The sequence below is a fragment of the Pseudomonas brassicacearum genome (genome assembly GCF_003732225.1).
Classification (GTDB): domain Bacteria; phylum Pseudomonadota; class Gammaproteobacteria; order Pseudomonadales; family Pseudomonadaceae; genus Aquipseudomonas; species Aquipseudomonas brassicacearum_E.
Window position 1 is genome coordinate 124,633 of record NZ_MOBJ01000002.1, and the last position, 23,829, is coordinate 148,461.

22 protein-coding genes are annotated in these 23,829 nt (G+C 60.1%); 7 read left to right on the forward strand and 15 right to left on the reverse strand.

Going from position 1 to position 23,829, the window contains the following annotated elements:
* Positions 1–14 precede the first annotated feature (14 nt).
* The 4 genes from arfA to leuS all read right to left on the reverse strand — a co-directional run bounded on the left by arfA (position 15) and on the right by leuS (position 4,734).
* Positions 15–170 carry an alternative ribosome rescue factor ArfA gene (gene arfA / locus BK659_RS02160; RefSeq protein WP_019693801.1) on the reverse strand — a complete coding sequence of 52 codons (156 nt, stop codon included), beginning with the start codon at positions 168–170 and terminating at the stop codon, positions 15–17.
* A 184-nt stretch (positions 171–354) separates the two neighbouring features.
* On the reverse strand, positions 355–1,392 hold the full coding sequence (holA, locus tag BK659_RS02165) for a DNA polymerase III subunit delta (protein WP_123423508.1): 1,038 nt from the start codon (positions 1,390–1,392) through the stop codon (positions 355–357).
* Between the two features lie 39 nt (positions 1,393–1,431).
* Positions 1,432–2,037 (reverse strand): LPS-assembly lipoprotein LptE, encoded by a 606-nt coding sequence (locus tag BK659_RS02170; protein ID WP_123423509.1) that lies wholly within the window; start codon positions 2,035–2,037, stop codon positions 1,432–1,434.
* A gap of 90 nt (positions 2,038–2,127) precedes the next feature.
* Positions 2,128–4,734: a leucine--tRNA ligase gene (leuS, locus tag BK659_RS02175; protein ID WP_123423510.1), complete on the reverse strand. Its 2,607-nt coding sequence runs from the start codon at positions 4,732–4,734 to the stop codon at positions 2,128–2,130.
* Positions 4,735–5,080: 346 nt separating this feature from the next.
* Here leuS and BK659_RS02180 point away from each other — a divergent pair, with 346 nt between their 5' ends.
* Both BK659_RS02180 and BK659_RS02185 read left to right on the forward strand, forming a co-directional pair.
* Positions 5,081–5,401 carry a hypothetical protein gene (locus tag BK659_RS02180; RefSeq protein WP_123423511.1) on the forward strand — a complete coding sequence of 107 codons (321 nt, stop codon included), beginning with the start codon at positions 5,081–5,083 and terminating at the stop codon, positions 5,399–5,401.
* 136 nt (positions 5,402–5,537) lie between these two features.
* Positions 5,538–6,299, forward strand: a complete 762-nt coding sequence (locus tag BK659_RS02185; RefSeq protein WP_123423512.1) for a YdcF family protein — start codon at positions 5,538–5,540, stop codon at positions 6,297–6,299.
* A gap of 81 nt (positions 6,300–6,380) precedes the next feature.
* Here BK659_RS02185 and lnt read toward each other — a convergent pair whose 3' ends face one another.
* The 5 genes from lnt to miaB form a co-directional block, all read right to left on the reverse strand.
* Positions 6,381–7,904 carry an apolipoprotein N-acyltransferase gene (gene lnt / locus BK659_RS02190; protein ID WP_123423513.1) on the reverse strand — a complete coding sequence of 508 codons (1,524 nt, stop codon included), beginning with the start codon at positions 7,902–7,904 and terminating at the stop codon, positions 6,381–6,383.
* An 8-nt stretch (positions 7,905–7,912) separates the two neighbouring features.
* Complete coding sequence (locus BK659_RS02195) at positions 7,913–8,752, reverse strand: HlyC/CorC family transporter (RefSeq protein ID WP_046815833.1); 840 nt, start codon at positions 8,750–8,752, stop codon at positions 7,913–7,915.
* Positions 8,753–8,757: 5 nt separating this feature from the next.
* On the reverse strand, positions 8,758–9,252 hold the full coding sequence (ybeY, locus tag BK659_RS02200) for an rRNA maturation RNase YbeY (RefSeq protein ID WP_123423514.1): 495 nt from the start codon (positions 9,250–9,252) through the stop codon (positions 8,758–8,760).
* Entirely contained in the window at positions 9,245–10,264 is a 1,020-nt protein-coding gene (locus tag BK659_RS02205; protein WP_123423515.1) for a PhoH family protein, read from the reverse strand. The genes ybeY and BK659_RS02205 overlap by 8 nt, the downstream gene beginning before the upstream one ends.
* Before the next feature lie 226 nt (positions 10,265–10,490).
* The gene (miaB, locus tag BK659_RS02215) at positions 10,491–11,819 is read right to left on the reverse strand and encodes a tRNA (N6-isopentenyl adenosine(37)-C2)-methylthiotransferase MiaB (RefSeq protein ID WP_185015273.1); all 1,329 of its coding nucleotides are present in this window, start codon (positions 11,817–11,819) and stop codon (positions 10,491–10,493) included.
* Between the two features lie 135 nt (positions 11,820–11,954).
* Here miaB and BK659_RS02220 point away from each other — a divergent pair, with 135 nt between their 5' ends.
* Positions 11,955–12,284, forward strand: a complete 330-nt coding sequence (locus tag BK659_RS02220; RefSeq protein WP_008052403.1) for a DUF1820 family protein — start codon at positions 11,955–11,957, stop codon at positions 12,282–12,284.
* A 128-nt stretch (positions 12,285–12,412) separates the two neighbouring features.
* Here BK659_RS02220 and BK659_RS02225 read toward each other — a convergent pair whose 3' ends face one another.
* The 4 genes from BK659_RS02225 to BK659_RS02240 form a co-directional block, all read right to left on the reverse strand.
* Entirely contained in the window at positions 12,413–12,967 is a 555-nt protein-coding gene (locus tag BK659_RS02225) for a tetratricopeptide repeat protein (protein WP_123423517.1), read from the reverse strand.
* A 227-nt stretch (positions 12,968–13,194) separates the two neighbouring features.
* Positions 13,195–14,478: a glutamate-1-semialdehyde 2,1-aminomutase gene (gene hemL / locus BK659_RS02230; protein WP_123423518.1), complete on the reverse strand. Its 1,284-nt coding sequence runs from the start codon at positions 14,476–14,478 to the stop codon at positions 13,195–13,197.
* 19 nt (positions 14,479–14,497) lie between these two features.
* Positions 14,498–15,121 (reverse strand): thiamine phosphate synthase, encoded by a 624-nt coding sequence (thiE, locus tag BK659_RS02235; protein ID WP_123423519.1) that lies wholly within the window; start codon positions 15,119–15,121, stop codon positions 14,498–14,500.
* 18 nt (positions 15,122–15,139) lie between these two features.
* Positions 15,140–15,937, reverse strand: a complete 798-nt coding sequence (locus tag BK659_RS02240) for a hydroxymethylpyrimidine/phosphomethylpyrimidine kinase (protein WP_123423520.1) — start codon at positions 15,935–15,937, stop codon at positions 15,140–15,142.
* Between the two features lie 426 nt (positions 15,938–16,363).
* Between BK659_RS02240 and BK659_RS02245 the strand changes: the two genes are divergently transcribed.
* The 4 genes from BK659_RS02245 to BK659_RS02260 all read left to right on the forward strand — a co-directional run bounded on the left by BK659_RS02245 (position 16,364) and on the right by BK659_RS02260 (position 22,891).
* Positions 16,364–18,748 (forward strand): hybrid sensor histidine kinase/response regulator, encoded by a 2,385-nt coding sequence (locus BK659_RS02245; RefSeq protein ID WP_123423659.1) that lies wholly within the window; start codon positions 16,364–16,366, stop codon positions 18,746–18,748.
* Between the two features lie 74 nt (positions 18,749–18,822).
* Positions 18,823–20,472 (forward strand): acyl-CoA dehydrogenase family protein, encoded by a 1,650-nt coding sequence (locus tag BK659_RS02250; RefSeq protein WP_123423521.1) that lies wholly within the window; start codon positions 18,823–18,825, stop codon positions 20,470–20,472.
* 206 nt (positions 20,473–20,678) lie between these two features.
* A complete protein-coding gene (gene amn, locus BK659_RS02255; RefSeq protein ID WP_185015274.1) occupies positions 20,679–22,178 on the forward strand; it encodes an AMP nucleosidase in 1,500 nt (499 codons plus the stop codon).
* 71 nt (positions 22,179–22,249) lie between these two features.
* The gene (locus BK659_RS02260; RefSeq protein WP_123423522.1) at positions 22,250–22,891 is read left to right on the forward strand and encodes a pseudouridine synthase; all 642 of its coding nucleotides are present in this window, start codon (positions 22,250–22,252) and stop codon (positions 22,889–22,891) included.
* Here the strand turns inward: BK659_RS02260 and BK659_RS02265 are convergent.
* Positions 22,886–23,095, reverse strand: coding sequence for a DUF2788 domain-containing protein (locus tag BK659_RS02265; RefSeq protein WP_003228500.1), 210 nt, complete (start codon positions 23,093–23,095; stop codon positions 22,886–22,888). The two genes, BK659_RS02260 and BK659_RS02265, sit on opposite strands and share 6 nt — an antisense overlap.
* A gap of 217 nt (positions 23,096–23,312) precedes the next feature.
* A complete protein-coding gene (locus BK659_RS02270) occupies positions 23,313–23,792 on the reverse strand; it encodes an Lrp/AsnC family transcriptional regulator (RefSeq protein ID WP_007894448.1) in 480 nt (159 codons plus the stop codon).
* Positions 23,793–23,829: the final 37 nt, after the last annotated feature.

The following is a 23,829-nucleotide window of genomic DNA, read 5'->3' on the forward strand; positions in this document are numbered from 1 at the left end:
GTTATGTTGAAGCTTTATGCCGCCAGAAAGTAAGAAGCCTCCCAGCTTTTAGACTGGAAGGCTTCGCGGCGGTAGCTGCCTTTGCCCTTGCCGGGTTGTTCCTGACGGCTGCGGAACAGTGGCTGGGCGACGATGGATTTGGCCTTGTTGGGCCGCTTGTGTTTGCTCATGGGCGGTTTTCTCGTTGAGTGGTTTATGCGGGGGCAAATCATCGGCCGAAGTCGGGATTCTGTCCAGCCCCCGCGATGTGTAGGACCTTTCAGCCGTCATCGCGAGCAAGCTCGCTCCCACAGGAATAGCGTCAACTTTGTGGGAGCGAGCTTACTCGCGATGGCCGTTATGCGGCCCGAAGACTTACTCGGCAGGCAAGGCCAGGCGCTGGCCAGCCATCAACAGCGACAAGCGGCTCAGGCTCATCCACGGCGAACCTGCGGCCTGACCCTTGATTTGTGCGTCGATCCGCTGGGCATCGAGCAGCAATTGCGCCCAGCGCTGCGCCGAGTGGCGTTGCAGGGCTTTGCTCATCAGGGGTTTGCGCTTGTCCCAGACGGGCGGTCGGGCCTGGCTGAAGGCCTTGTCCAGCGGCACGCCCTGGCTGTATTGCAGCGACAGGTTGGCCAGCAGCCGAAGCTCCCGGGCCAGTGCCCAAAGAATCACCGGTGGTTCGACGCCTTCGCCGCGCAAGCCTTCGAGCATGCGCAAGGCGTGGGCGGCTTCGCCGTTAAGAATGGCATCGGTCAGCCCGAAAACATCGAAGCGCGCACTGTCGGCGACCGCCGCTTGTACGGTTTCGACCGTTATTTGGCCACCTTCGGCCATCAGCTTGAGCTTTTCGATTTCCTGGGCGGCCGCCAGCAGGTTGCCTTCCACGCGTGCGGCGATCAGTTCGACGGCGTCCTGGCTGGCGGCGAGGCCGGCCTGGGACAGACGCTGACGAATCCATTGCGGCAGCTGGTTGGCATCCACCGGCCAGATTTGCACGAACTGGGTCTGAGGGCCTTCGACCAGCGCCTTGCCCCACTTGGTTTTTTGCGCGCTGCCGTCAAGCTTTGGCAGGCTGATCAGCAGCAAGGTGTCTTCGGCCGGACGCGAGCAATACTCCATCAGCGCAGCAGCGCCCTTGTCGCCGGGTTTACCGGATGGCAAACGCAACTCCAGCACGCGTTTTTCAGCGAACAACGACATGCTGGCGCCGGCTTGCAGCAGCGTACCCCAGTCGAAACTGGCATCTGCGCTGAACACCTGACGCTCGTCAAAACCTTGCTGGCGGGCAGCAGAGCGGATGGCGTCGGCAGCTTCCTGACACAACAGCGGGTCATCGCCACTGATGATGTAAACGGGCGCGAGGGCGCCTTGCAGGTGTTTGCCGAGCTGGGCGGGGGCTAGTTTCATAAGGCGGGGCGAACGGGGCACCGGAGCGCCCCGTACGACTTACTCGGTCGGCACTTGCATTGGTGACTGACGCGGAGTGTTCGCTTCAGCCTTGCGTGCTGCTTCCAGCGCGTCGGCTTCCGCTTTGGCACGGGCATCAGCAGTCTGTTGCAACTGATCAAGCTGAGCCGGGGAAAGCTGCTGCAGACGCAGCATCATGCGTTGCACCAGGTCACGACGCATGTCTTTGCGCACTTCGACGGCTTCCTGGTCGGAGCCAGTGATGTTGCTACCGTCGTGCATGTAGACCTTCTGCACCTGCAGTTTGTCTTCGAGCAGGGACAGGTTGTTGTGGCCAACGATTTGATAGTTCAGCACGCTGGTCAGCTCATACTCGGCCGAATGGCCGCCGCCGGAGTAGCTGAGGCTGCGCTGGTTGTCCTGTTCGTCAGTAAATACCAGCTTGTAAGGTGCACCGGCATAGACTTTGACGCCGCTGCTTTCCAGCACCTGGCGCATCAACGTCACGGTTTCGCCGTAGGCGTTACGTGCGCTCAGGTCGAGTTCCTTGATCGCCAGTTCGGCGGTACCGGTACCGCGCAGCTGGAAGCCGCAGGCGCTCAACAGTACAGCGAGGCCCATCACCAGCAAATTGCGTTTGATCATCTTGTTGTTCCCCTTGAAACCATGTGGGCCGACGGTGCGACCCGAAAGGTTCTATTCGGCGCCAGGTATGCGACCTGGCGCCTGATCCAATTAGCTAGCGACGATATTGACCAGTTTTCCGGGCACTACGATCACTTTACGAATAGTCAGGCCGTCGACGAAGCGCAGCACGTTTTCATTGGCCCGTGCGGCGGCTTCAACTTCTTCACGGCTGGCACTGGCCGGCATTTCGATCTGGCCACGCAGCTTGCCGTTGACCTGAATAACCAGTTGCAGGCTGTCCTGAACCAGAGCGCTGTCGTCCAGAACCGGCCAGCCGGCATCGATCACCGGATCGGTGTGACCCAGTTGATGCCACAGTTCATGGCTGATGTGCGGCGTAATGGGCGCCAGCAACAGGGTAATGGTTTCCAGGCCTTCGTGAATCAGCGCGCGATCCTGTTCGGTGCCTTGCGGGGCTTTTTCCAGCACGTTCATCAGCGTCATCACCTGGGCGATGGCGGTGTTGAATTTGTGGTACTGGCCGACGTCCTGGCTGGCTTGCTTGATCGCCAGGTGAATCGAGCGACGAATGGTTTTCTGCTCATCGTTCAGTGTGCCGATGTCCAGCTTGCCCGGCAGGCCCTGACCAACGTGGGCCTGAGCCAGGCGCCAGACGCGCTTGAGGAAACGGTGCGAACCTTCGACGCCGGAGTCGGACCATTCCAGGCTCATATCCGGTGGCGAGGCAAACATCATGAACAGGCGGCAGGTGTCGGCACCGTACTGGTCGATCATCGACTGCGGGTCAACGCCGTTGTTCTTCGACTTGGCCATCTTCTCGGTGCCGCCGATTTCGACGGGCAGGCCATCGCTGATCAGCTTGGCGCCAATGATCTTGGCCTTGCTGTCGCGCTCCAGTTCAACGTCCGCCGGGTTGTACCAGGTGAAGCCGCCATTGGCTTCGCGACGGTAGTAAGTCTCGGCGATCACCATGCCCTGGGTCAGGAGGTTCTTGAACGGCTCGTTGGAGCTGACCAGACCTTCGTCGCGCATCAGTTTGTGGAAGAAGCGCGCATAAAGCAGGTGCAGGATCGCGTGTTCGATACCGCCGATGTACTGATCGACCGGCAACCAGTGGTTGGCCGCGGCCGGGTCTACCAGGCCGCCTTCGTAATGCGGCGAGGCATAACGGGCGTAATACCAGGAGGACTCGACAAAGGTGTCCATGGTGTCGGTTTCACGCTTGGCAGGCGCACCGCATTTCGGGCAGCTGCATTCGTAGAACTCGGGCATGCGCGCCAATGGCGAACCGGCGCCATCGGGCACGACGTCTTCCGGCAGCACGACAGGCAGTTGATCTTCCGGCACCGGCACGTCACCGCAGGTATCGCAGTGGATGATCGGGATCGGGCAGCCCCAGTAGCGCTGACGGCTGATACCCCAGTCGCGCAGGCGGAACTGGGTGCGCGAGGCGCCGAGATTCTTCTTGATCAGGGCGACTTCCATGGCGTCGAACGCGCCAGCGAAGTCCAGACCGTCGAATTCACCGGAATTGATCAGCGTGCCGTATTCGCCGTAGGCGTCTTGCCACGGGGCCGGGTTCTCGTCGCCTGCGCTGGTGCGTACCACGGACTTGATCGGCAGGCCGTACTTGGTGGCGAACTCGAAATCACGCTCGTCGTGCGCCGGTACCGCCATGACCGCGCCATCGCCGTAGTGCATCAGCACGTAGTTGGCGACCCATACCGGCAATTTTTCGCCGGTCAGCGGGTGCTCGACGAACAGCGAGGTCGGCAGGCCTTTTTTCTCCTGGGTGGCAACGTCGGCTTCGGCCACGCTGCCGCCTTTGCATTGCGCGATAAACGCTTGCAGCTCAGGGTTGTTCTGAGCTGCCAGGGTCGCCAGATGGTGCTCGGCCGCGACGGCAACGTAGGTCGCGCCCATCAGGGTATCCGGACGGGTAGTGAAGACTTTCAGTGTGCCCGCTTCGCCGATCGAGTCGACGTTGTACGGGAACTGCACTTCCATGCCGCGGGATTTGCCAATCCAGTTGCGCTGCATGGTTTTGACTTGCTCTGGCCAGCCCGGCAGGTCGTCGAGACTCTCCAGCAGTTCATCCGCGTAGGCGGTGATCTTGAAGTAGTACATCGGGATTTCGCGTTTTTCGATCAGCGCGCCGGAGCGCCAGCCGCGACCGTCGATCACCTGCTCGTTGGCCAGGACGGTCTGGTCGACCGGGTCCCAGTTCACGGTGCCGTTTTTACGGTAGATCACGCCTTTTTCGAACAGGCGAGTGAACAGCCATTGTTCCCAGCGGTAGTAATCAGGCTTGCAGGTGGTGACTTCGCGCGACCAGTCGACCGCCAGACCCAGGCTGCGCAGCTGGGTTTTCATGTAGGCGATGTTTTCGTAGGTCCATTTGGCCGGCGCGACGTTGTTCTTCATCGCGGCGTTTTCCGCTGGCATGCCGAAAGCGTCCCAACCCATGGGTTGCAGGACGTTTTTGCCTTGCATGCGCTGATAGCGGGAGATCACGTCGCCGATGGTGTAGTTGCGCACGTGCCCCATGTGTAGCTTGCCGCTGGGGTAAGGGAACATCGACAGGCAGTAGAAAGTCTCCTTGCCTGGCTGTTCACTGACTTCAAAGGACTTTTGCTCGTCCCAGAACGACTGGGCGGCGGCTTCGATTTCACGGGGCTGATATTGTTCGTGCATGGCTACTTTTGAACTGAATAGGGGTGGCCTAATCCTCTTCAATGCAACGCTGGACGCTGATGACGCCAGAAGTGGCGTTTTCGATGCCCAGCCGAGCTGGAAGTGGAGTTACAGGAAGCGCCGTAGCATACATGACCGCGCTCTACCGAGGGAAACCCTGATTGCGCGCACAGGGTCTGTTGACGTTGGGTGGCGGTCGCGACGGATGCCCGCGTGGCGCAAGGCCACGCCGCTCGCCACCCAATGTCAACAGGCCCGAGGGCCGTTGGTCGCGGCACCAGAACGGTTTGCACAGCGAAGCTAAGCTCTAGTTGGGGAGTGAGTCTTATCTTCAATGAGGTGAGGGATGGTTGAGTCACAACGAAAAGTAACTAAGCCAGAGTTGTACGAGAAGCTGATAGAGCGCCTGGGGCTAGCCCTGGATGCCGTAAAGACAGCGGGCCGGTTGCGCGATGAGCGTCCGGTTGAGCTGGAACTTCGCGGATTGAGCCGTGCAGAGTTCGAACTGATCAAGGCTTATCTGGACCGTAGTGAATGCGAGGCGCAAGGATGCTTGTCAGAAGCAGTGAAGCACAAGGACGCCCCTCGTTCGGCCAAAATTATCTGGTTGAAAGACAAGCTACCCGGCAGAGACGCGGTAAAGGTCCGGTCCCTGCGGGTCAAGTAAGTGATCAGGCAAGTGTTTGTTGCCCTGTGCGGGCGCATGAAGTCACCGATGATGGCTTTTTGAATAAAAGGTCTTCCATCTTAGTTGTCGCTTTGCTTCAACCCACTTAGGCTTCGGGCATCTTTGGAGATGCCCGATGCCTTTTCGTTATTTCGTTAAACAACTTCTGCTGCCGCCTGGCATTTTCTTGCTGTTGCTTGCGCTCGCCTGGTGGTTGCGCCGCTCAAGACCGCGCCTTGCAGGGCTGTGTTTTGCCTTGGGTCTGGGTGGATTCTGGTTGATGAGTTTGCCGGTCGTCGTTCAGTGGGGCGCCAAGGCTCTTGAACGTGAACCAGCGTTGGTCCGTAGCGAATGGGCGACCCTGGCCGAGCGCGCGGATGTGATCGTGGTGCTGGGGGCGGGACGCGAACGTGGTGACCTTGCCTGGGGCGCCGATCAACCGACCGGCGTGGCGCTGGAGCGTGAGCGTTATGCGGCACGGCTGGCCAAGGCGTCGGGTTTGCCCGTGCTGACCAGCGGTGGTCTGCATTACGGCACGCCACCGACCGAAGCAAAGATGATGGCCGATTCGTTGCAGGATGATTTTGGTGTCACGGTTCGTTGGCAGGAAGGGCGCAGTCTCACCACGTGGGAAAACGCCCAATTCACCGCCGAAATGCTGGAGCCTTTGGGGTTGAAGCGGGTCGTGGTGGTGACGCAAGCCTGGCATATGCCGCGCAGCGTCTGGAGTTTCGAGCGGTCGGGTTTCACCGTGGTGCCGGCACCGGTGGGCTTTTTAGGCACCGATAATGCCGAACCGTTGGGCGGCTGGATGCCGACGTTCAAATCGATCTGGCGATCGGGTCAGTTGCTGAACGAGGCGGTGGGGCAGATCGGGTATTCGATCTTTTACCGCTGAGAGTCAAAAGATCGCAGCTCCAGGGTAATTGCAATCCACCGTAGGAGCTGCCGCAGGCTGCGATCTTTTAACAGACGGTGCTTAAACCGTCTTGGCGATCCGGCTTGCCAGCAATGCCCAGCCAAACAGCAGCAGGCAAAGGATGACCAGCGGCCACGAACGCCATTGCAGGTAGGGCGTCAGGTTGTGCATCGGCACCACTTCGCCGTAGAGAATGCCGCGTTCGAATTGCGGGATCTGCACGGTGATCTTGCCGAAGGGGTCGATCAACCCGGTGACGCCGTTGTTGGTCGCGCGAATCATCCAGCGACCGGCCTCCAGCGCGCGCATCTGTGCCATCTGCAAGTGTTGCAACGGGCCGATGGAGGTGCCGAACCAGGTGTCGTTGCTGATGGTCAGCAGCAAATCGCTGCGTGCCGAAAGGCCGGCGGCAAATTCCGGGTAAACCACTTCGTAGCAGATGAAGGGAGCAATCTGGTAACCCTTGGCTTGCAGCAGCGTTTGATCGGACGAGCCGCGAGCGAAGTCCGACATCGGCAGGTCAAAGAACGCGATCAGCCCTCGCAGCAGATCTTGCAGCGGCACGTATTCGCCAAATGGCACCAGTTTTTGCTTGAGGTAGGTGCCTTCGCCTTGGCCTACCACCGTGATGCCGTTATAGAAACGCTTCTCGTGATGCACTTCCTCACGAATAGGCACCCCGGTAATCAGCGCCGAATTACGTTCGGCGGCAAAGCTGCCCATCATGTTCAGGTAGCCCTCGGCGGACTCCTTGAGCACCGGGACCGCGGTTTCCGGCCAGATCAGCAGGTCGACGCGCCTGGAACTGAAGCTCATGTCACGGTACAACGCCAGCTGCGCATTGAGCTGCGCCGGGTCCCACTTCATGCTTTGTTCGACATTGCCCTGAATCGCCGCCACGCTGAGTGGATTACCGGATGGGCTGGTCCAGGCGTGGCCCTTGAGCGACAGGCCGATGACCCACGGCGCGGCCAGCAACAGCAGGCCTGCGACGATAAAGGCTTTGCGTCCGGTCTTGATCAGGCGCGGCAGGTTGTACAGCAGCGCGGCGGTAAGGGCGAGCGAGAAGGAAATCAGCCACATGCCGCCCAATGGCGCCAATCCGGCGAGCGGGCCGTCGAGCTGGCTGTAACCGGAATAGAGCCATGGGAAACCCGTGAGGAACCAGCCTCGGAAGGCTTCCTGCGCCAGCCATAACGCGGCGAAAGCCAAGGCGTCGGCCAATGGCGCTTCGTTACGGCGCAACCAGCGCGCCCAGAGCCAGGCCGGCAGGGCGAAGAACCAGGCAATCGCAGCGGTGAACGCCAGCATCAGCAACCCGGCCAGCAGCACCGAAGCACCGCCAAAGTTGTGAATGCTGTAGTAGATCCAGCTGGTGCCGGCGCCAAACAGACCGAAACCGAAGCACCAGCCACGGCCCAAGGCCTGACGAGGCGTCAGTTCGCGAAGACCTGCGTAGAAAAAACCGACCGCGAGCAATGCCAGCGGCCAGATATCGAACGGCGCCAGCGCCAGGGTCGTGAGTGCACCGGCCGCCACGGCCAGCAGGTTACCGGGCCAGCCGGGGCGGGTGATCCAACGCATGTCAGTCCTTAACGGGCTATAGGGGTCAAGCGCAGCAAGTGAATGCGCCGGCTGTCGGCGTTCAGAATGCGGAAGCGATAGGCGCCGATTTCAGTGATTTCGTTGCGTTTTGGCAAGTGTCCGAACGCGCTCATCACCAGACCGCCAACGGTGTCGAACTCATCGTCGGAGAACTCGCTGTCGAAGAACTCGTTGAAGTTCTCGATCGGCGTCAGGGCCTTGATCAGGAAGTCGCCGCTGGGCAGTGGCTTGATGTAGCTGTCTTCTTCGACGTCGTGCTCGTCTTCGATGTCGCCGACGATTTGTTCCAGCACGTCTTCGATGGTGACCAGACCCGCCACACCGCCGTATTCGTCGATGACGATGGCCATGTGGTTATGGTTGGCGCGGAACTCGCGCAGCAACACGTTCAGGCGCTTGGATTCGGGCACGAAAGTGGCCGGACGCAGCAGATCCTTGATGTTGAAGCTGTCGCCGTTCTCCCTGAGGATCAGCGGCAGCAAGTCCTTGGCCAGCAACACGCCCATGACGTCGTCGTGGCTCTCGCCGATCACCGGATAACGCGAGTGCGCGGAATCAACGACGGCCGGGAGGAACTCGCGGGGTGTCTGGGTCGCCTTGATGCTGACCATTTGCGAGCGCGGGACCATGATGTCGCGTACTTGCAGGTCAGCCACCTGGATGGCGCCTTCGACGATGGCCAGCGCTTCGCTGTCCAGCAATTTGTTTTGATGGGCATCACGCAGAAGCTCCAGCAGCTCCTGACGGTTTTTCGGCTCGTGGGCAAAAGCCTGGGTGAGTTTACCCAGCCAGGACTTTTGCCCGTTGCTCGATCGATCTTCGCTCATAGCGATTACTCTGAATCCTTTGTTGTAACGATAGGGGATGTTTCGGTTTCGTCGTCCGCATAAGGGTCAGGATGACCCAACTCTGCAAGCAACGTTCGTTCCAGTGCTTCCATTTCTTCGGCTTCGTCGTCATCTATATGGTCGTAACCAAGCAGATGCAAGCAGCCGTGAATGACCAGATGCGCCCAATGGGCCTTCAATTCCTTGCCTTGTTCGGCAGCCTCGCGCTCGACCACGGCCACGCAAATCACCAGATCGCCCAGTAAAGGGATGTCCAGCAATTCATCGGGCACGTCGGCAGGGAACGACAGGACGTTAGTCGCGTAATCCTTTTGACGCCAAGTGTAGTTCAGCTCGCGAGCTTCTTCCTCGTCGACCAGGCGAATGGTCAATTCGGAGTCGGCAGTGCGCTGGCGCAGGGCCAGTTCGCACCATTGACGGAATTCGGCTTCACAGGGAGCAGGCGCTTCGGTCGCCAGTTGCAGATCAAGCTCAAGCATCGTGGCGGTTGCCCTTTTCAGCGGAAAGCGTCGCAGGTTCGTCGATCAGGCGATTTTCGAAGCGCTCGTAGGCTTCGACAATGCGCTGTACCAGCGGGTGGCGCACGACGTCTTTGGGCTTGAAGTGGGTAAAACTGATGCCCGGTACTTCCTTGAGCACGTCGATCACATGAATCAACCCGGACTTGGTGCCCTTCGGCAGGTCGATCTGGGTGATGTCACCGGTAATGACTGCCGTCGAGCCGAAACCAATCCGCGTCAGGAACATTTTCATCTGTTCAACGGTGGTGTTCTGGCTTTCGTCGAGGATGATGAAGCTGTTGTTCAGCGTACGGCCGCGCATGTAGGCCAGTGGCGCGACTTCGATGACCTGACGCTCGATCAGCTTGGCGACGTGTTCAAAGCCGAGCATTTCGTACAGCGCGTCATACAGCGGGCGCAGGTACGGGTCGATTTTTTGAGACAGATCACCGGGCAGGAAGCCGAGTTTCTCGCCGGCCTCGACCGCTGGACGCACCAGCAGGATGCGGCGGATCTGCTCGCGCTCCAGCGCATCGACTGCGCAGGCAACGGCCAGATAGGTCTTGCCGGTACCGGCCGGGCCAATGCCGAAATTGATGTCGTTGGCCAGTATTTCCTTCACGTAGCGCAGCTGATTCAAGCCGCGAGGGCGAATCATGCCTTTTTTGGTGCGCAGGGCGACGGAGTGTTCGGCGGGCGAATGGTTGTCCATTTCTTCCACGGCCGATTCCTGCAGGAACAGGTGGACCGTGTCTGGCGACAGCTCGTTACCCTTGGTTTCGCGGTAGAGGCGGCGCAGAAGGTTTTCCGCGGAGGTGGTGTGCTTGGGTTCGCCGATCAATTCGAACTGATTGCCGCGATTGCGGATCACGATCGCCAGGCGCTGTTCGATCAAGCGCAAATGCTCGTCGAATTGCCCGCACAGATTGGCGAAGCGGTGAGCCTCAAAGGGCTCGAGGATGAAGCGATGTGGTTCTATGGGTGCGTTCAAGGTTGTTTTTAGCCGCCCTGGGGCAATGAAGATAAATCAAGGATAACGCCAGAGGCCTGGGTGCGAAAGCTCTTAAACAGGCCAATCTTTTTCGTGCGCCTGACGCGGTCTCTGTGGGAGCGAGCTTGCTCGCGATGGGGGCATGCCAGGCCACGCATATGTTGAATGCCGGATCGCAATCGCGAGCAAGCTCGCTCCCACAGGTTCTCGTTGCTCCGCGCAGGTGTTATTGAATCAACGAGCCACGCAGCGAGTGCGGCTGTGCGGCGTCGATGTGCACGTCTGCGAACTGGCCGATCAAGGTTGGATTGTCGCAGCGGAAGTTTACGATTCGATTATTCTCGGTCCGGCCTTGCAGTTCGCCCGGGTCTTTTTTCGAGTAATCGGTCACCAGGATCCGCTGGGTCGAACCGACCATTTGTCGGCTGATCTCGAAACCCTGCTGATTGAGGCGATGTTGCAGGGCGTTCAGGCGCTCTTTTTTCAGCTCTTCCGGGGTTTCGTCGGCCAGGTCGGCAGCCGGGGTGCCCGGGCGCTGGCTGTAGACGAACGAGTAGGAGAAGTCGAAACCGACGTCTTCAATCAGCTTCATGGTTTGTTCGAAGTCTTTTTCGGTCTCGCCGGGGAAGCCGACGATGAAGTCCGAGCTGATGCAGATACCCGGCACGGCAGCCCGCAGCTTGCGCAGCTTCGACTTGTACTCAAGCGCCGTGTGGTTGCGCTTCATGGCTGCAAGAATTCGGTCAGAGCCCGACTGCACCGGCAAATGCAGGTGTTTGACCAGTTCCGGCACATCGGCGTGGGCCTGAATCAGGCTGTCGGAGAACTCCAGCGGGTGCGATGTGGTGTAGCGAATACGGTCGATGCCATCGACGGCCGCCACCACGCGGATCAGCTCGGCCAGATCGGCCAGGCGCCCATCGTGGGTCAGGCCACGGTAGCCGTTGACGTTCTGCCCCAGCAGGGTGACCTCACGCACGCCGTTCTCGGCCAGGTGAATGATCTCGGCGATCACGTCGTCGAACGGTCGGCTGACTTCTTCACCGCGGGTATACGGCACTACGCAGAACGTGCAGTACTTGCTGCAACCTTCCATCACCGACACATAGGCGCTTGGACCGTCGACGCGCGGTTCGGGCAGGTGGTCGAATTTTTCGATTTCCGGGAACGAGACGTCGACTTGCGGCAGCTTGGTCAGGCGCGCGGCGTCGATCATTTCCGGCAAGCGGTGCAGGGTCTGCGGGCCGAAAACCACGTCGACATACGGGGCCCGGTCGCGAATTGCCGCGCCTTCCTGGCTGGCCACGCAACCGCCGACGGCGATGACCATGTCCGGGTTGGCGAGTTTTAGTTCGCGCCAGCGGCCAAGCTGGGAGTACACCCGGTCCTGGGCGCGTTCGCGAATCGAGCAGGTGTTGAGCAGGATGACATCCGCATCTTCGGCGCGCGCCGTCACTTCCAGGGCCTGATGTTCGCCCAGCAGATCGACCATGCGCGAGCTGTCGTACTCGTTCATCTGGCAACCGTGGGTTTCGATGTAAAGCTTCTTGGCCATGGACGGGATCATCACGTGATTCAAAGAACCGCGCATTATAGGGAACAAGTCCCCCGGTTCCTACCATCGTGCGTCCAGCGGCTATGCTATAGTTCGCGCCCTCATTTTTATCCCTCGACGTGTTACCCGCCCACCATGACCAAACGTGAAGCTCCAATCTACAAGGTGATTTTCCTCAACCAGGGCCAGGTGTTCGAAATGTACGCCAAGCAGATCTATCAAAGCGATCTGTGGGGCTTTCTGGAAGTGGAAGAGTTCGTCTTTGGCGAGCGCACACAAGTGGTCGTCGATCCGAGCGAAGAGAAGCTAAAGGCTCAGTTCGAAGGCGTGGTGCGCAGTTTTGTACCGATGCATTCGATTGTGCGCATCGACGAAGTCGAGCGCATGGGCACCCCGAAAATCAGCGAAGCCCGTGGCGCGGTCGGCAATGTCATGCCGTTTCCGATGCCGATGCCTGAGAAGTAAGCTCTAGACCGAGTTGTCCCCATCGCGAGCAAGCTCGCTCCCACAGTAGACCGAGTCTCTAAACAAGAACGCGTTCAATTGTGGGAGCGAGCTTGCTCGCGATGGGGCCAGTCAAGTCAGTGCAGAACTTAGGGTAATGGCGAAAACGGCGTACGCCCGTCCGCGCTTTGCAGTTCCATCAGGTATTTACGGAAAATTTGCCCCAGTACCTGGGTGGCGACTTCCAGTTCATCGCGTTGCATGTGCTCGGCGACTTCGTCGGCGGTGTCCAGCGCATCTTCTGCGCCGTTGACCGCGGCCATTTTCAGCACGATATACGCCTGAACGTTATTGGCCGGCACGCCTTCGCCGTGGAAGAACATGGTGCCAAGTTTGAATTGCGCCTGAGCGTGGCCTTGCAGAGAGGCTTTTTCGAAGTAGCTCAGGGCTTGTTTGAGGTCGCGCGGCGTGTTTTTGCCCTCGTAGTAGAACTCGCCCAACTCGTATTGCGCTTCCGCATCCCCGGCGTCCGACGCTTTCTGGCAGGCGGCGAGCGCCTCCTTCAGGTCTTCAGGCTGGGTATTGAGGGTGCAACGACCCATCGCTGGGATCAACAACGAGTTGCCGCCTGCTTGTGCATGCGCGAGCAGGGGCTGAAGGAGCAACAGGCAGCCCAGTGCAAGGGCGCGGCCGGTGCGGTTCATGGGAATCGACTTACCTCTGAAGGGCGCGCGGACCCGTCGAGGGATCCAATAAGCGCGCATTATGAAATAAGCAGGACCCACCTTACAAAGTCTTTACTCGTTTTTCTGCCGCGCGGGGATTATATCTGCCGCTTTTGGAAGGATTTACCGGTGTCGCGTAAGAAATAAGGCAGGCATGTGGGATAAAGCTGACGTCGACAATCGTCGACGTCAGCGTCTATCGCGGCTTACTTCAATGCGGCGAACGCGTGTTCAGCGGCGTCCAGCGTCAGTTTCAGCTCGGCTTCGCCGTGAGCGATCGAGGTAAAACCGGCTTCGAAGGCACTCGGTGCCAGATATACGCCACCTTCGAGCATCAGGTGGAAGAAGCGCTTGAACAGGTTGGCATCACTGGCCATCACGTCATCGAAGGTCACGATGTCGTCGGCGCCGCTGAAGTACAGGCCAAACATGCCGCCGGCCTGGGTGGTCACGAACGGGATGCCGGCAGCGTCGGCGCGTTGTTGCAGGCCATTGAGCAGGCGGCTGGTGTACTCGCTGAGTTCGGCGTGGAAGCCTGGGCGGCTGATCAGGCGCAGGGTGGTCAGGCCGGCGGCCATGGCCAGCGGGTTACCCGACAGAGTGCCAGCCTGGTAAACCGGGCCCAGCGGTGCGATGTGCGACATGATTTCGCGTTTGCCGCCGAAGCAGCCGACGGGCATGCCGCCACCGATGATCTTGCCGAAGGTGCTCAGGTCCGGGGTCACGCCGTAGTACGCCTGGGCGCCACCGAGGGCAACACGGAAACCGGTCATCACTTCGTCGAAAATCAGCACCACGCCGTGTTTGTCACACAGGGTGCGCAGGCCTTCGAGGAAACCTGGCGCCGGTGGCACGCAGTTCATGTTGCCTGCCACTGGCTCGACGATGATGCACGCCACTTCCTGGCCAACTTCGGCGAGCATTTTTTCAACGGCGTCGATGTCGTTGAAGGGCAGCGTCAGCGTGTGTTTGGCGAAGGCGGCAGGAACCCCGGCGGAGCTCGGCACGCCTTGGGTCAGCAGGCCGGAACCGGCTTTCACCAGCAGGCTGTCGGAGTGACCGTGGTAGCAACCTTCGAACTTGATGATGCTGTCGCGGCCGGTGAAGCCACGGGCCAGACGAATCGCGCTCATGGTCGCTTCGGTGCCGGAGCTGACCATACGGACCATTTCCATCGACGGCACGATCGAGCAGACCAGGTCGGCCATCTCGGTTTCCATCGCGGTCGGCGCGCCGTAGGACAGGCCGTGTTCAAGCTGCTTGCGCACCGCGTCCAGCACGTCCGGGTGGCTGTGGCCGAGAATCATCGGGCCCCAGGAACCGACGTAGTCGACATAACGCTTGTCGTCTTCGTCCGTGACATAGGCGCCTTCGGCGTGCTTGAAGAACAACGGCGTGCCGCCGACGCTCTTGAAGGCACGTACAGGCGAGTTCACGCCGCCGGGAATGTGTTTCTGGGCATTGGCAAACAGGGTTTCGGAACGAGACATGATCGGGCTCTTTAAGAAGTCAGAAATTGAACAGGTCATTGAAGGCGCGAGCACGGCGCGTCACTTCTTGAGTGTTTTCGGCACTAAATAGCCCGTGAACCACGGCCAGCAGATCGACCCCGTGGGCCACCAGCGGGGCGGCGTTGTCCAGGGTAATGCCACCGATCGCGCAAATCGGCAGCTGCAGTTTGCTGCGGGCCTGGTCGAGCAGTTCGAGACTGCATGCAGGTGCGCCGGGCTTGGTGTTGGAGTTGAAGAAGCGGCCGAAGGCGACGTAGCTGGCGCCTTCTTTTGCCGCTTGTTCGGCGAGTTCGAGTTGCGCGTGGCAGGTCGAACCGATGATCGCCTGGCGACCCAGCAGCGCGCGGGCCGGGGTCAACGGGCCATCGGTCTGCCCCAGGTGTACGCCGACGCCCAGGCGCGCAGCCAGTTCGGCGTCGTCATTGATGATCAGCTGGGTCTTGTAGCGTCCGCACAGGTCATGCAGGGCCTCGGCCTCACGCAGTCGGCGGGCCTCGTCGCTGCTTTTGTCGCGGTACTGCAGCAGCGTGACGCCGCCATCCAGCGCGGCCTCCACGTAAGGCAGGAACTTGCCGGCCAGCAGCTGGCTGTCGGTAATGGCGTACAGGCCACGTAATTTCATCGGGCAAGCCTCATGGCGTTACGAGCAAAAGTCCAGCGGCAGACGGCGCGGCACGAACTGGCCTTTGCCCAGTTGTTCGGCGTCTCGCAGGGTGCGCCAAGTGTAATTGAGCGCCGACTGCACCGCGCTGGCGAGGTGTTCGCCCTGGGCCAGACGTCCGGCCAGAGCGCTGGCCAAGGTGCAGCCTGAACCGTGATAACTGCCGGGCAGACGCTGGCAAGTGTAGGTCTGGCGGCTACCGTCGCGGCTGTACAGGCGATTATGGACTTCGTGTTCGTCGCCATGACCGCCGGTGATCAGCAGGTGTTTGACGTAAGGCAGGAGCTTTTCTGCGCATTCATCGGCCGTGCCTTCGGGCAGTTCGGCGAGGATGCGCGCTTCAGGGAGGTTAGGGGTGGCGATGATCGCCAGTGGCAGCAGGCGCTCGCGCATGGCGTAGCCCACTTCATCCTTGCCCAGACGTCCGCCACCGCCGGCGCGCAGCACCGGGTCACAGACCACCGGTAAATGCGGGTGCGCCTGAAGCAGTTCGACCACGGTGTCGACCATTTCCAGTGAGCCGAGCATGCCCAGCTTGACCGCCGCGACCGTCGAGTCGTTGAGCACGGCATTGGCTTGTGCCAACACCCACTCACGGTCGAGAACGCGGAAGTCGCTGACGTTGACCGTGTCTTGCACGGTCAGCGCGGTAACTGCAGGGGCTGCATGACAACCCTGAGCGAGCAGGGCTTCGATATCTGCCTGCAAGCCGGCGCCACCACTTGGGTCGTGGCCGGAGAGACAGAGGACAACGGGGCGAGAGCTGTAGATATTCATGGTGCGCGAGCTTACCACCAAACATCTTTTTTCGGTTGTCGACCATCGAGTCATGACTCGGTCCGTGTAGCAGCTGCCGAAGGCTGCGTTCGGCTGCGCAGCAGTCGTGAAATCAGGCACTGCGGTGTATCAGGTAAATCGTGGACGCAGGTTTACGACCGCTTCGCGGCCGAACGCAGCCTTCGGCAGCTGCTACGGGGAGCGGGGCATTGTCACAATCTGACCGACTCAATGGATCTGGTTCTGCGAACTGCGCTGAAATGCCCGTTCTAGAGCCTTTAGACTAAATTTTTCAATGGTGTTCAATGGCCATCAGCGGCTATGCTAGAGTGGATCCAAACCAATAACAGGTAATGCCGGTTTTACGTCTACTCAAAGGGAATGGGGGGCTTCCTGACACAACCGGACTGGCCACGCTGGGGCTTTATGCGCTATTTGCTGATGTTGCTGTTGAGCTTGCCGATGTTGGCGGCCGCAGCCGATTTTGATGAGCTCACCCAAAGCCTCCCCTTGGGACGAGCCATGCAGGTGTACGAAGATGTCGCCGGCACTGCATCCATCGCCGATGTCCGCGCGCAAGCCGCGGCCGGTCACTTCAAGACCCACGACAAAGACACGCTGAACGCCGGTTATTCGCATTCGGCGTTCTGGCTGAAAGTCGATCTGCACTACCGCCCGAGCAATCCCGATGCTCAACGCACCTGGCTGCTGGAGTTGGCCTATCCGCCCATGGATCATATCGATCTCTATCTGCCGGACAGTGCCGGCGGTTATCGATTGGCCATTCGTACCGGCGATACCTTGCCCTTCGCCAGTCGGCAGATCCGGCAAAACAACTACCTGTTCAATCTGGATTTCGCGCCGAATGAGCAGAAGACTGTCTACCTGCGGCTGCAAAGTCAGGGCTCGATCCAGGCCCCGCTGACACTCTGGTCGAGTACCGCTTATCTGGAAGACCAGCCCTTGCGCCTCTACGTGCTCGGTCTGATTTACGGCGTACTGCTGGGGATGGTGGTCTACAACCTGTTCATCTACCTGAGTGTGCGTGACACCAGTTACCTCTATTACATCGTTTATATCGCCTCGTTCGGTCTCTATCAGTTGTCGGTCAACGGTGCCGCGGACGAGTACTTCTGGCCGAACAGTCCGTGGTGGGCCAACGCCGCGACACCATTTTTCATCGGTTTGGCGGCGCTGTTTGGCAGCCAGTTCGCCCGCAGCTTCCTGCAAACCGCCAGCCACACGCGCTGGCTCGATCGTTTGCTGTTGGTGCTGATTGCTTGCAGCGCGGTGGTGGTCGGCCTGTCGTTGATGACCAGCTATGCTCTGGCCTTGCGCCTGGCAACGGCATTGGCACTGGTCTTTATCGTGGTGATTTTCGCCGCCGGGATCTTCGCCTGGTGGCGTGGCCTGCGTGTGGCGCGCTACTTCATCATTGCCTGGACGGCTTTTTTGTTGGGCGGCATCGTCAACACGCTGATGGTGCTCGGCTATCTGCCCAACGTGTTCCTGACCATGTACGCCAGTCAGATCGGTTCGGCGATTGAAGTCGCGTTGCTGTCGCTGGCCCTGGCCGACCGGATCAACGCCATGCGCGAGCATCAGGCGCAGACGCTGTTCGACGCCGGGCAGAAGCTCGAAGTGTTGAACCAGCAACTGGCCCGCAGTAACCGGCTCAAGGATGAATTCCTCGCGACGCTGACCCACGAACTGCGTACGCCGATGAATGGCGTGATCGGTTCGCTGGAGTTGATGCAGACCGTCGAACTCGACCCGGAGCTTGAGCAGTATCAACAGACTGCCGCCGGTTCGGCGCGGGACATGATGCGCATGGTCAACGGCATTCTGACCCTGACCGAATTGCAGGCCGGTCGACTCAAGGTGTATCCCGAGGCATTCAGCTTGCGCTCGGTGGTCGAAACCTTGCAGCAGCAGTTCACCGCCAATGCCGCGAGCAAGGCGCTGGACTTCAAGGTTGATCTGGCACCCGGGCTACCTGACCGTCTGTACGGTGACAGCGCCAAGCTGGCGCAAAGTCTGGAGTGCTTGCTGGATAACGCGATCAAGTTCACCCGGGTTGGCGGGTTGGCCTTTCGGGTGAGTGGCAAGTTTGCCGAAGAGGGGCGTCTGGCGCTGTCTTTCGCGGTGATCGACACCGGCATCGGTTTCACTGATTTGGGTGAAGCCACGCTGTATCAACGCTTCTTCCAGCTCGACGGTTCGATGACTCGCGAATACGGCGGGTTGGGTGTCGGCCTGGCGATTTGTCGGCAATTGGTCGAGCTGCTTGGCGGGCGTTTGACCCATCGTTCCGAGCCCGGACGCGGCAGCCGTTTTCAGCTCGATGTCGAGTTCGACGTGGTGAATGTGCAACCGGTCGCCAGCCAATCGCAGCAGGCTGACGCTAGCGTCCGCTTGCGCGCGCCGCAGGACTGCACAGTGCTGCTGGTCGACGACAACAGCATCAATCAGTTGGTGGTGCGTGGCATGTTGCTCAAACTCGGTTACCGGGTTCGCAGCGCCGACAGCGGTCAGGCGGCGCTGGAGTTTCTGCGTCGTGAGCCGTTCGATGCGGTGTTGATCGACTGTCCGTTGCCGCTGCTCGACGGACTGTCGGTCGACAGCCAGATCCGCGCACTGCCAGGTTATGCCGGGTTGCCGGTGCTGGCTGCGATGGTCTCGGCACAGGGCCTGAATCTTGAGCAGGGATTGACCGATTACCTCAGTAAACCGGTGAAATTCGAAGAGTTGCAAGCAGCGCTTTATCGTCGGGTGCTTTGCCCTAAACAAGGTGAAAGCGCCGATATTTAGGCGGATATGCCACTTTGTTCGCTGGGGAGGCGGTGCTTAACTGGAGGTCTTAGCTGACCCGAGGAGGCCCCGTCATGAACCTGCACCAGTTCGCCGAAACCCACGAAGTCACCAATCAGCCGCCGTCGCTGGACGGGACCAACCTCTATCGCATCGACCTGCCGTTGCAAGAGTGGGCGCGGCGTTTCGGGGCGGGTTGGGCTGATGCGCGGATCGACGCGTATGGCGCTTTGGCCGGTGGTCCGTTGATGGAAGCCGGGTTCCTGGCCAACCAGAACAAGCCGGTGTTCGCCAGCCATGATCGCTACGGTCACCGCATCGATCTGGTGGAATTTCACCCGGCCTACCATGAACTGATGCGCACGGCGGTCGAGCATGGTTTGACCTCTTTGCCCTGGACCGATCCGCAGTCCGGCGCCCATGTTGCCCGCGCGGCCATGAGCTACCTGCACAGCCAGGCCGAAGCCGGCAGTGGTTGCCCGCTGACCATGACCTTCGCCAGCGTCCCGGCATTGCGCCTGCAACCGGACATCGCCAAGCAGTGGCTGCCGAAAATCCTTGCTACCGACTATGACCCGCGCAATGTCGGCATGGCCCATAAGGCAGGTGTCACCATCGGCATGGCGATGACCGAGAAACAGGGCGGCACCGACGTTCGGGCCAACACCACCAAGGCTTACCCGGTTGGCGCTGCGGGGCCGGGCCAGGCGTATGAACTGGTGGGGCACAAATGGTTCTGCTCGGCGCCGATGTGCGACGCCTTCCTGACCCTGGCGCAAACCGACAAGGGCCTGACCTGTTTCCTGCTGCCGCGCCATCGTCCGGATGACACGCGCAATCAGTTCTACATTCAGCGGCTGAAAGACAAACTCGGCAATTGCTCCAATGCGTCCAGCGAAGTCGAGTTCCGTGGCGCGTTGGCGTGGATGATCGGCGAAGAGGGGCGCGGAGTACCGACCATTATCGAGATGGTGGCCATGACCCGTTTTGATTGCATGGTCGGCTCCAGCGCCCTGATGCGTCAGGCATTGACCCAGGCCAGCCATCACTGTGCCCACCGGATGGTTGGCGGCAAATTGCTCAGTGAACAACCGTTGATGCAAAACGTGCTCGCCGACCTGGCGCTTGAAAGCGAAGCCGCGCTGGCGTTGAGCCTGCGCATGGGCCGGGCGCTGGATCACCTTGATGACACTCAGGAAGCCAAATTCGCCCGACTGGTGACGGCGGTGGGCAAATACTGGATCTGCAAACGTGCGCCGGCCATGATCAACGAAGCCGCCGAATGCATGGGCGGTGCGGGTTACGTCGAAGACAGCATCTTGCCGCGCCTGTACCGTGAAGCTCCGGTGAACTCGACGTGGGAAGGTTCCGGCAACGTTCAGTGCCTTGACGTGTTGCGAGCGCTGTCGAAAGAACCGGGCGTGCTCGATGCACTGTTCAGCGAACTGGGCGATGGTCATGGCGATAAACGCCTGGCCGCACACATCAACCAGTTGCACGCGGCGTTCAAGGATACCGATGACATTCAGTATCGCGCTCGACAACTGACCGAAGACATCGCCTTGGGCCTGCAAGCCAGGTTGTTGCTCGAAGCCGGCAACGCCAGCGTTAGCGATGCCTTCATTGCCAGTCGGTTGGGAACGGCCGGTCGGGTCTATGGCACCTTGCCGCGCGGGCTGGATGTGGAAGCGATTGTCGCGCGGTCGACCCCGCAGGGCTTCTGATCACCGGTTAATGAACACGACCGAACCAGTGTGGGAGCGAGCTTGCTCGCGATAGCGGCGTGACAGTCGACATCAATGTTGAATGTTGCTCAGTCATCGTCGGATCGCCGCCCGGAGCAAGCTCGCTCCCACACTGGACCTCAGTGCATCGCCGATTGTGGTCTCCCAGCACTCCGGTGTTCCCGTCGGACTGCGATGCAGGCAAGATGAAGGCCTGCAAGCCAGAACACAGGAAGCTGATCGTGACCGAAGCCTTTATTGTCGTTCAAACCGCCGAACAAGCCGTGGATCGGCTTGCCGCTCTGCACGAGCGGGCTACCACTGCGTTGAGTCAGGCGCTCAAGCGTTATCTGAAAGACCGCGTCGAGCCCGACGCTGAACAACGTGCGATGTTCCGTTATCCAGAATTACGCCTGACTTACCTTTGCCAAGGCGAAGTCCCGCAAACCACCCGCGCTTATGCCAAGGTCCAGTTGCCGGGGACCTACAGCGTCACCGTCACCCATCCGGCGGCTTTCCGTAAGTATTTGCTGGAGCAGTTGGTGCCGCTGATGCACGACTTCACCGTGACGGTGGAAGTGGGCGTCAGTGAGCAGAATATTCCGTACCCGTACGTGGTCGAGCAGGGCGATGAACTGGCTGGCTCCGGCGTCACCGCTGCGGTGCTGGCGCGGGTATTCCCGAGTACCGATTTGTCGGCCGCCACCGATGGCATTGCCGATGGTTTGTACGATTGGGAAAACACCGATCCTCTGCCGTTGGCGTTGTTCGACGCCGCACGGGTGGATTTCTCCCTGCGCCGTCTGGTGCACTACACCGGTAGTGACTGGCGCCATGTGCAGCCGTGGATCCTGCTGACCAACTACCACCGTTATGTCGACCAGTTCATCACCCATGGTCTGGAGCAACTGCGTACCGATCCGCGTTTTGTGCGCATGGTCTTGCCGGGCAACGTGATCATTGAAAAGAGCATGGATCACGGCGAAGCGTCGGCCATTGCCGCAGGCGTGGTCTGGCACCGTTATCAGATGCCGGCCTATCACCTGCAGGCGTCTGACGGCCACGGCGTAACCCTGGTCAACATTGGCGTCGGCCCGTCCAACGCGAAGAACATCACTGACCACTTGGCCGTATTGCGTCCGCATTGCTGGTTGATGATCGGTCACTGTGGTGGCCTGCGGCAGTCGCAGACCATCGGCGACTACGTGCTGGCTCACGCTTACATGCGCCGCGACGGGATTCTCGACCGGGTGGTGCCACCGAACATTCCGATTCCGGCTCTGGCCGAAGTGCAGATGGCCTTGCAGCAAGCGGCAGCCAACGTCACCGGCGAAAAGGGCGATGACCTGAAAAAGCGCCTGCGCACCGGCACCGTATTGACCTACGACGACCGTAACTGGGAGCTGCGCTGGGCTCAGGAGCGACCGTTGATCAACTTGTCTCGTGCGGTTGCCGTGGACATGGAAAGCGGCACCATCGCTGCGCAAGGCTACCGTTTGCGCGTGCCATACGGCACCTTGCTGTGTGTTTCGGACAAACCGCTGCACAGTGAAATCAAGTTGCCAGGTTCGGCCAACGCCTTCTATGAGCGTGCGGTCAGCCAGCACTTGAAGATCGGCATCGCTGCGGTAGATCTGTTGCGTACCGAGCTCAATTCGTTGCACTCGCGCAAACTGCGCAGCTTCGACGAACCACCGTTCCGCTGATTGTTGTCATGGTCATTTGACGGTTGGGGCACTAGCATTGGCAGCCCTGACCGTTAGATGTTGTTTTTGCCATGCCGCGTCCTCCTCGTCCCGCTTCCCGCCGCCCCGGCGTTGCGCCCGCGCAATCCTCTTCAGCCCCGCGACGTGTTGCCAAAGCACCGCCCGCCGAGCCGAAACTGATTCTGTTCAACAAACCCTTCGATGTGCTGACGCAGTTCAGCGACGGTGAAGGGCGGGCGACGCTCAAGGACTTTATCGAGATTCCCGGAATCTACCCGGCAGGACGGCTGGACCGTGACAGCGAAGGCTTGCTGTTGCTGACCAACGACGGTCAGCTTCAGGCACGTATCGCCGATCCGAAACACAAGTTGGCCAAGACCTATTGGGTGCAAGTGGAAGGTGAGCCGAGCGCCGAGCAATTGCAGCGTTTGCGCGAGGGCGTCGAGTTGAACGACGGCATGACCTTGCCGGCGCAGGCGCGGCAGCTGGAAGAGCCTGCGCTATGGCCGCGTAACCCGCCCGTGCGCTTTCGCAAAAGCGTGCCGACCAGTTGGCTGGAATTGGTGATTCGTGAAGGACGTAATCGTCAGGTGCGGCGCATGACTGCTGCGGTAGGCTTGCCGACACTGCGTCTGGTGCGGGTGCGAATCGGTGACTGGACGATTGAAGGTCTCGATCAGGGCCAGTGGAAAGAAGTGCCGGCGCGCTTATAGAGCGCCGGATTCGATCAGGCCGATCACCACGCTTTTGATGATGAACGCGGCCACGCCCAAGCCCAGCACAAAGAACAGGATGAACGAGCCGAAGCGCCCGGCTTTGGATTTTTTCGCCAGATCCCAGACGATGAAACCCATGAAAATGATCAGGATGCTCACCAGACCGGTCATCATCCACTCTTCAAATACTGCAGGATCCATCGACTATCTCCAGCGCGTGCGGGGCAAAAAAGGCCGGTGAAGTATACGCCAATGGATATTGGCGGCGCATTGACGTGCGTCGGTCTGCCGCAGTTGTTCGTCGCCTGTGCCGGCCCCATCGCGAGCAAGCTCGCTCCCACATTGGATCTTCAGTGAACACATTATTTGTGAGCGTCCAAGATCAACTGTGGGAGCGAGCTTGCTCGCGATGGCGTACTTAGCTGCGCAAATGAGTCAACGGCAATTCGGTGCTGTTGAGTACCTGATTGAGCACAAAGCTTGAGCGCACGCTGGTCACGCCTTCGATGCGGGTCAGGTGGCCGAGCAGCAGTTTCTGGTAATGGTCCATGTCCGGCACCACCACCTTGAGCTGATAGTCGGCGTCCATTCCGGTCACCAGGCTGCATTCGAGCACTTGCGGCAAGGTGCGGATGGCCGCTTCGAAGTTTTCGAAACGCTCGGGCGTGTGGCGGTCCATGCCGATCAATACGTAGGCGGTCAGGCTCAGGCCGAGCATCTTGCGGTCGAGCAGGGCCACCTGACGGGTGATGTAGCCGTCGTCTTCGAGCTGCTTGACCCGCCGCGAACAAGGCGATGGCGACAGGCCGATGCGTTCGGCCAGCTCCTGATTGGAGATGCGCGCATCGCGCTGCAATTCCGCCAAAATGCTCAAGTCGTATCGGTCGAGTTTGCTCATGAATCAGGCCTTTGTCTTAACTATTGCGGTAGATTAT